This window comes from Xanthomonas cissicola (assembly GCF_008801575.1).
GTDB lineage: Bacteria > Pseudomonadota > Gammaproteobacteria > Xanthomonadales > Xanthomonadaceae > Xanthomonas > Xanthomonas cissicola.
In genome coordinates this window covers 23,042-29,158 of the sequence record NZ_VZPL01000060.1, presented here as the reverse complement: position 1 = coordinate 29,158, position 6,117 = coordinate 23,042, and the positions used below count along the sequence as shown (strand labels likewise).

The window sequence follows — 6,117 nt, the reverse complement described above, 5'->3', positions numbered from 1 at the left end:
ACTGTTCCGTCGCTTGAAAGGCTACCGCCGGATTTTCTCGCGCTTCGAGAAGCTGGATGTCATGTTCCTTGGATTCCTCAGCTTCGTCCTAGTCGTTGATGGGCTTCGGATGTGTTAACAGGCCCTAGTTGCAGAAGTGCCTACAGTTACTGCGACGGAGACACCTTCCAGCGTTCCTCGTAGGCTTGCCGCTCGACTTGCACAGTGAAGTGGGTAGTCCGGTAAATCGTGCGTGCATTGGGGCCTGGCTCCGCAGCGGTTGCCGCTGACGTCGGGTTGCCCCAAAGGGTGTTAGCGGAAGGTACGGAGACGCGGTCTGCATCCTTACCCATTGGAAGTACCCACATCGCGTTGTCGATGCGTGCAACGACCGCTCGGACCCCGCCGCTTGCGTCATTGATCTGCAGGTAGGTCACACCGTCGCGCTGGAACTCGTAAATCGGCCAGGCAGGATCCAGCGTGAGGTTCGCCGCTGCTGCGGGGCTACGCTCTCCAAGTCCGGTTGTGGCGCTGGCGCCTACGCCACCTGCGCAGCACCCGCCGCTCTGAGCGAGTGCAGGACCACTGAGCAGAACTCCGGCCACTACGCAAAGATACTTGAGCTGGTTTTTCTTCGTTCGCATGATGTTTTCGCCTCTCCCTGCTAGGGGCATTTCTGCCTGCGATTCAGGCCAGCCTACGGTACGTCTATTCGGTGTATCGATGTCGATGTTTTATCGAAAGTCCATTAGCTCAAGGGAACTGCTTTCCTAGATCCGTCGACAATGCTGTAGAGGTCAAACGGGGCCTTGAGCACAGGTTTGCAGGCCGCCATGAATGTCGGCATCGGGGAAGGGGGCTTCATGCTGGCGACACTACGGATTAGTCATTAAGAGTGGCGTGTACCGAGCGGATGGCCTGGGCTTCTTTTTGACGCGCAGTCCTTGGGACAGGCGATCAACCTTGGCCACCTCGGCATGGAACGGAGCGCACGTCCACACCGCCAGCCACCGCCAGGCCAGGGCTTATGCCCTCCTACTTGGGCCGGTCACGAATGCGTCGTCCCTCCATTGGCAACCGCGCAAGCCGTCGAGCTAGCCCTATAGTGCTCGCTGCCGAGCCCGCTCGAACCATGCAATGACCTGGGCGTGGTGCTGCGCTCCCCAGCGGCGCAGGAACTGCTGGGTGTGGTGGTCGTCCGGGTCGCGTAAGGCGGCCAGGCGCTGGGCGATGAAGGCGGCCGTCAGCGGCTGGGCGCAATCCAGTTCGATGCAGCGACGCCAGGCGTCGTAACTGGCGGGGACCGGGCCGGTGGTCATGGGTGTCCTCGGGAAGATGAATGGTGACAAGCGCACGGAGTCGTTGACACTTGCACCGCGCTCTCTGTTGTTACTTTATAATGATAATCTTGACCGCCGTCGATGCGTCGTGCCTTTCATTCCTATCGCCTCTTGTGTCTTTCAGCGTCACGCCCCTCCCGCAGGGCACGCACGCGATCCCGCCATTGCCCGTCACCCTTGCAGGCCGACTGCATGAAGCGACGCGCGTTGTTGCAGGCCATCGGCGCGGCCATGGTGCTTGCGCCCGGCTTGGTCAGGGCAGCAGGCCAGACCCGTCTGCAGGCGTGCTCGCTGCAGCGAGGCGATCGGGGGACGCAGTTGCGTCTGTCCCTGTCCGCGCCGACGCAGTACCACCTGTTCACTTTGACGGGCCCACAGCGGCTGGTCATCGACCTGGGACAAGTGGCACCTGCGCTGCCACCGATCGCATCGATTACATATGGCGAGCCGGTGACCGGTCTCCGGGCGGGTGTGCATGGCGACGGCGTGCGCGTGGTGCTCGATCTGACCCGGCCGGTTGCCGCGCAGCCGCGCTGGCAGGGCGGTGAGCTGCTGATCGATATGGGCGGCGAGGCGGCAGCGAAGACAGGTGAGGCGCCGGAGGTGGTGGACAGCCATGTCGCCGATGCGCTCGCGCCGGCCGCGCTCGGTCATCGCCTGCGCCCCTACGTGGTTGCGATCGATGCCGGCCACGGCGGCAAGGATCCGGGAGCGGTCAGTGCCGATGCGCGTTACGAAAAACATGTGGCCATGGCGGTCGCCGGGCGGCTGCATCGACGCCTGGCGGCCGATGCGCGCTACCGGCCGACCATGATCCGCAGCGATGACCGCTTCGTGCCGTTGCACGAGCGCGTGTTGATCGCGCATCGCCGCAATGCGGACCTGTTCGTCTCCATCCATGCCGATGCCGCACCAACGCGCCAAGCGCGCGGCGCCTCGGTCTTTGCGCTGTCGCAGACTGGCGCCAGCTCCGCGCTGGCGCGCTGGATCGCCGATAGCGAAAACGCTGCCGACGACATGGGCGATACCGCGCGCCGGCTGCGGGTGCCGAGCAATCCGGTGTTGTCGCAGGTGCTGGCCGATCTGTCGCTGAGCGGCACCATCGCCAGCAGCCTGGCATTCGGCACGTTGATGTTGGAGCGCCTGCAGCAGGTGACGCGCCTGCATCAAAACCAGGTGGGGCAGGCCGGTTTTGCGGTGTTGAAGTCGCCGGACATTCCGTCGCTGCTGGTAGAAACCGGCTTCATGAGCAATCGCGACGATTGCAGCCGCCTGTGCAGCGATACGCATCAGGACGAACTCGCGCAGACATTGCATGCGGGAATCGACGATTACTTCGCTGCGTTTCCTGGCCGCGCCTGAGGCGCGGTCGTCACCTTTATCTTCGACGAGACCCCCGATGTCCCCTACGCTTCCCGATGTTGCTGTGACCGAACCATCAACGCTGAGCGCGCCCCTGCGATGGGTGGGCATGCAGGACATCGCCATTCCCGTGCAGTTGGAGACCGGTAGCAGCCAGCTCGCCGCGCGCGCCGGCGTGCAGGTCGACCTGCCGCGGGCAGAGCTGAAAGGCATCCACATGTCGCGGCTGTACCGCCTGCTGGATACGCATCTGCAGCAGCCATTGTCGCCGGCCATGCTCTCGCAGTTATTGCAGGCGCTGATCGACAGCCATGCCGATTGCGCGAGCCGCGCCGCTCGGCTGACGCTCAGCTTCGAACTGATGTTACGCACGCCGGCATTGCGCAGTGAGGGACTGAGTGGCTGGCGTGCCTATCCGGTGCACATCGCCGCGCAATGCAGGGCAGGGCGCACCACGATCCAGCTCCAGATCGAGGTGTTGTACGCCTCCACCTGCCCCTGTTCGGCAGCCTTGTCGCGGCAGCTGCTGAGCGATGCATTCGTGCAGCAACATGCCGGGCGCGATACGCTGCCGCTGCGCGATGTTGTGCAATGGCTGCAGGACCACGGTACCTACGCCACGCCGCATAGCCAACGCAGCGTGGCGCAGGTACGCGTCGAGCTGCCCGCCGATGCGCAGCGCTTGGCCATCCAGCAACTGGTCGGTCTGTGCGAGCAGGCGTTGGCGACGCCGGTGCAGGCAGCAGTGCGGCGACCAGACGAACAGGCATTTGCGCGCCTGAATGGCGCAAACCTGATGTATGTCGAAGATGCGGCGCGACGCCTGCGCAAGCCGCTGGCAGAGCACTACGCGGCCTTTCATGTAGCGGTACGCCATCTGGAAAGCCTGCATGCCCACGACGCCGTCGCCGAAACCGGCAGCGACGACGCGGTGCTTGGCCCGACAACCATGTGAGCAGACGCGATGCACTGCAAATTCCCAAGGCGGTCGGCACGCATGGTGCACAGATACAGCACGTCTACTCACGTCGCCGCGCAGCGAACGCGCACCGCCGAGCGCGCCGCGATGAGGTCCGTTCTCCTTGTGCTGATGTGGCTGATCTGAGCCGCGTTCCTGAGATCGACACATCGTCGAACGCTTGCCGTGCGATGCCTGCGAATCTGCATGCGTTTGTCTGCGGCCAGGTGAGGGCATGGCCGTATCGCATCCCGATAAAGCGCTGCCGCATCGCGGGCGTGAGATGGAATCCGGCGCCGTGTGGGCGGCAACCAACCTCGACTACTTCCTGGGCCCGGCGGTCCTGATCAGGCCAGGATGTGAGACGGAGATGGTTGCGGCCCGCCCGATGCCACACAGACCAACGCATGTGCGCATGCCTGCGCTACAACGCAAAAGCCCCGCAATGCGGGGCTCTGGCGTTTTGCAGTGAGACGCATCGTGGTGCTCCCTAGGGGACTCGAACCCCTGTTTTAGCCTTGAGAGGGCCACGTCCTAACCATTAGACGAAGGGAGCGCTTTTGTCACGTCTTGTGCAGCGCGCTAGTATAGTGAGGTAATAGCCGTTGGGCAATCCTGCAACACAAGACGGAAGCGCCATCATCGAACCCTCAGTTACATCTCCGTTCACGCTGCGCGTCATTCCACGCGACCAGCACACCATCTCGCGCAAGGACATCAGTCCCAACGCGTTACGCGTGTTGTACCGCCTGCGCGAATCGGGCTTTGGCGCCTATCTGGTCGGCGGTGCGGTCCGCGACCTGCTGGTTGGCGGCCACCCGAAGGATTTCGACGTGGCCACCGACGCGACGCCGGAAGAGGTCAAGGCGCTGTTCCGCAACTGTCGCCTGATCGGCCGCCGCTTCCGTCTGGCACATGTGGTGTTCGGTCGCGAAATCATCGAAGTGGCCACCTTCCGCGCCAATGTCGACGATGGCAGCGGCGACCGCGAACTCGATAACGGCCGGCTGGTGCGCGACAACGTCTACGGCACCATCGAAGACGATGCGATCCGCCGCGATTTCACCTGCAATGCCTTGTATTACGCCATCGAGGATTTCTCGGTACGCGATTACTGCGGTGGCTTCGAAGACGTGCAGGCGCGCCTGATGAAGTTGATCGGCGACCCGCAGTTGCGTTACCAGGAAGACCCGGTGCGCATGCTGCGCGCGGTGCGTCTGGCTGCCAAGTTGAATTTCGACATCGAAGCCGGAACCGCCGAACCCATTCCGCGTCTGGCCGGGCTGCTGTCCGAAGCTGCGCCTGCGCGGTTGTTCGAAGAAATTCTCAAGCTGTTCCTGTCCGGGCATGGTGTGGCCAGCTTCGAAGGTCTGGAGCGTTACGGCCTGCTCGGTGCGCTGTTCCCGGAAAGCGCGGCGGCATTGAAGTCCAACCGCAGTGGTGCGTTGCGAGCGATGGTGCTGGAAGGCCTGCGCAATACCGATGCACGCGTGGCCAACGACGAGCCAGTGTCGCCGGCCTTCCTGTTTGCGTTGCTGCTGTGGCCTGCGTTCTGCCGCACCTTGAGGGGGCTGCAGGCTCAAGGTGTGCAACCGGAGGATGCGCAGCGCCGCGCGGCCGATCGCGTCACCTTGCATCAGTTGGAGCGCGTCGCGTTGCCGCGCCGTTTCTCGCTGCCGATGCAGGAAATCTGGTTGCTGCAGACGCGTTTCTCCTCGCGTCAGCGCAAGCGGGTATTCCGCACCTTGTCGCATCCGCGCTTCCGCGCTGCATTCGATTTCCTGGTGTTGCGTCAGTTCGCGTCGCCCGATCACGCCGCCGATGTGGAGTTCTGGCGCGAGGCGCAGAAGTCGTCCGGCCAGGAACTGGTGGATGCGATCGAATCGGCGCAGGCCGACCACGACAGCGATGAGGGCGCACCGCGCAAGCGTCGCCGACGCCGCCGTCGGACCGGCGCACCGGCCGGCGAGTAGGGCATGCAGACCGCCTTTGTCGGCCTGGGTGCCAACCTGGGCCCGGCCGAGGCCAGCGTGCGCGCGGCCATCGCCGCGCTGGGCGCCGTGCCGCAAACCACGCTGATCGCCGCATCGCGCTTGTATCGCACGCCGGCCTGGGGCCGCGAAGACCAGCCCGACTTCATCAATGCCGTGGCCCAGCTGCGTACCGAGCTTGCGCCGCTGCCGCTGCTGGAGGCCTTGCTCGGCATCGAACAGGCGTTCGGCCGCGAGCGTCGCGCCGGCGAGCGCTGGGGCCCGCGTACGCTCGACCTGGACCTGCTGCTGTACGCCGATCAGGTGATCGACCTGCCGCAGCTGCAGGTGCCGCATCCGCATCTGCACGCGCGCGCCTTCGCCCTGCTGCCGCTGTCGGAGCTGGCGCCGGAGGCGATCATTCCGGGCCATGGAACAGTGCGGCGCGCCCTGCACGCCATCGATACCTGCGGGCTGGAGCCGATTGGGTAGATAATGGCCGGCTTAT

Annotated in this window: 5 protein-coding genes, 1 tRNA gene and 1 pseudogene; 5 read left to right on the top strand and 2 right to left on the bottom strand. The window is 64.3% G+C overall.

Annotated elements, in window-relative coordinates:
• Positions 1 to 118: pseudogene (locus F7R02_RS19420) on the top strand (IS5-like element ISCARN85 family transposase); the annotation flags it as partial.
• A 961-nt stretch (positions 119 to 1,079) separates the two neighbouring features.
• Here F7R02_RS19420 and F7R02_RS19410 read toward each other — a convergent pair.
• Positions 1,080 to 1,298 carry a hypothetical protein gene (locus F7R02_RS19410; protein ID WP_078589602.1) on the bottom strand — a complete coding sequence of 73 codons (219 nt, stop codon included), beginning with the start codon at positions 1,296 to 1,298 and terminating at the stop codon, positions 1,080 to 1,082.
• A gap of 213 nt (positions 1,299 to 1,511) precedes the next feature.
• Between F7R02_RS19410 and F7R02_RS19405 the strand changes: the two genes are divergently transcribed.
• Together F7R02_RS19405 and folE2 are read left to right on the top strand one after the other, a co-directional pair.
• A complete protein-coding gene (locus tag F7R02_RS19405; protein ID WP_078589603.1) occupies positions 1,512 to 2,681 on the top strand; it encodes an N-acetylmuramoyl-L-alanine amidase in 1,170 nt (389 codons plus the stop codon).
• A gap of 37 nt (positions 2,682 to 2,718) precedes the next feature.
• Positions 2,719 to 3,636 carry a GTP cyclohydrolase FolE2 gene (gene folE2, locus F7R02_RS19400; RefSeq protein WP_033479866.1) on the top strand — a complete coding sequence of 306 codons (918 nt, stop codon included), beginning with the start codon at positions 2,719 to 2,721 and terminating at the stop codon, positions 3,634 to 3,636.
• A gap of 484 nt (positions 3,637 to 4,120) precedes the next feature.
• Here the strand turns inward: folE2 and F7R02_RS19395 are convergent.
• Positions 4,121 to 4,195 (bottom strand) — tRNA-Glu (locus F7R02_RS19395).
• A gap of 49 nt (positions 4,196 to 4,244) precedes the next feature.
• Between F7R02_RS19395 and pcnB the strand changes: the two genes are divergently transcribed.
• The gene (gene pcnB / locus F7R02_RS19390) at positions 4,245 to 5,612 is read left to right on the top strand and encodes a polynucleotide adenylyltransferase PcnB (RefSeq protein WP_078589604.1); all 1,368 of its coding nucleotides are present in this window, start codon (positions 4,245 to 4,247) and stop codon (positions 5,610 to 5,612) included.
• A gap of 3 nt (positions 5,613 to 5,615) precedes the next feature.
• Positions 5,616 to 6,101 carry a 2-amino-4-hydroxy-6-hydroxymethyldihydropteridine diphosphokinase gene (gene folK / locus F7R02_RS19385; RefSeq protein WP_003481958.1) on the top strand — a complete coding sequence of 162 codons (486 nt, stop codon included), beginning with the start codon at positions 5,616 to 5,618 and terminating at the stop codon, positions 6,099 to 6,101.
• Positions 6,102 to 6,117: the final 16 nt, after the last annotated feature.

Bases quoted from the DNA above. Each gene is read 5' to 3' on its own strand.
- F7R02_RS19410 (WP_078589602.1), bottom strand. From the start codon at position 1,298: ATGACCACCGGCCCGGTCCCCGCCAGTTACGACGCCTGGCGTCGCTGC.
- F7R02_RS19405 (WP_078589603.1), top strand. From the start codon at position 1,512: ATGAAGCGACGCGCGTTGTTGCAGGCCATCGGCGCGGCCATGGTGCTT.
- folE2 (WP_033479866.1), top strand. From the start codon at position 2,719: ATGTCCCCTACGCTTCCCGATGTTGCTGTGACCGAACCATCAACGCTG.
- folK (WP_003481958.1), top strand. From the start codon at position 5,616: ATGCAGACCGCCTTTGTCGGCCTGGGTGCCAACCTGGGCCCGGCCGAG.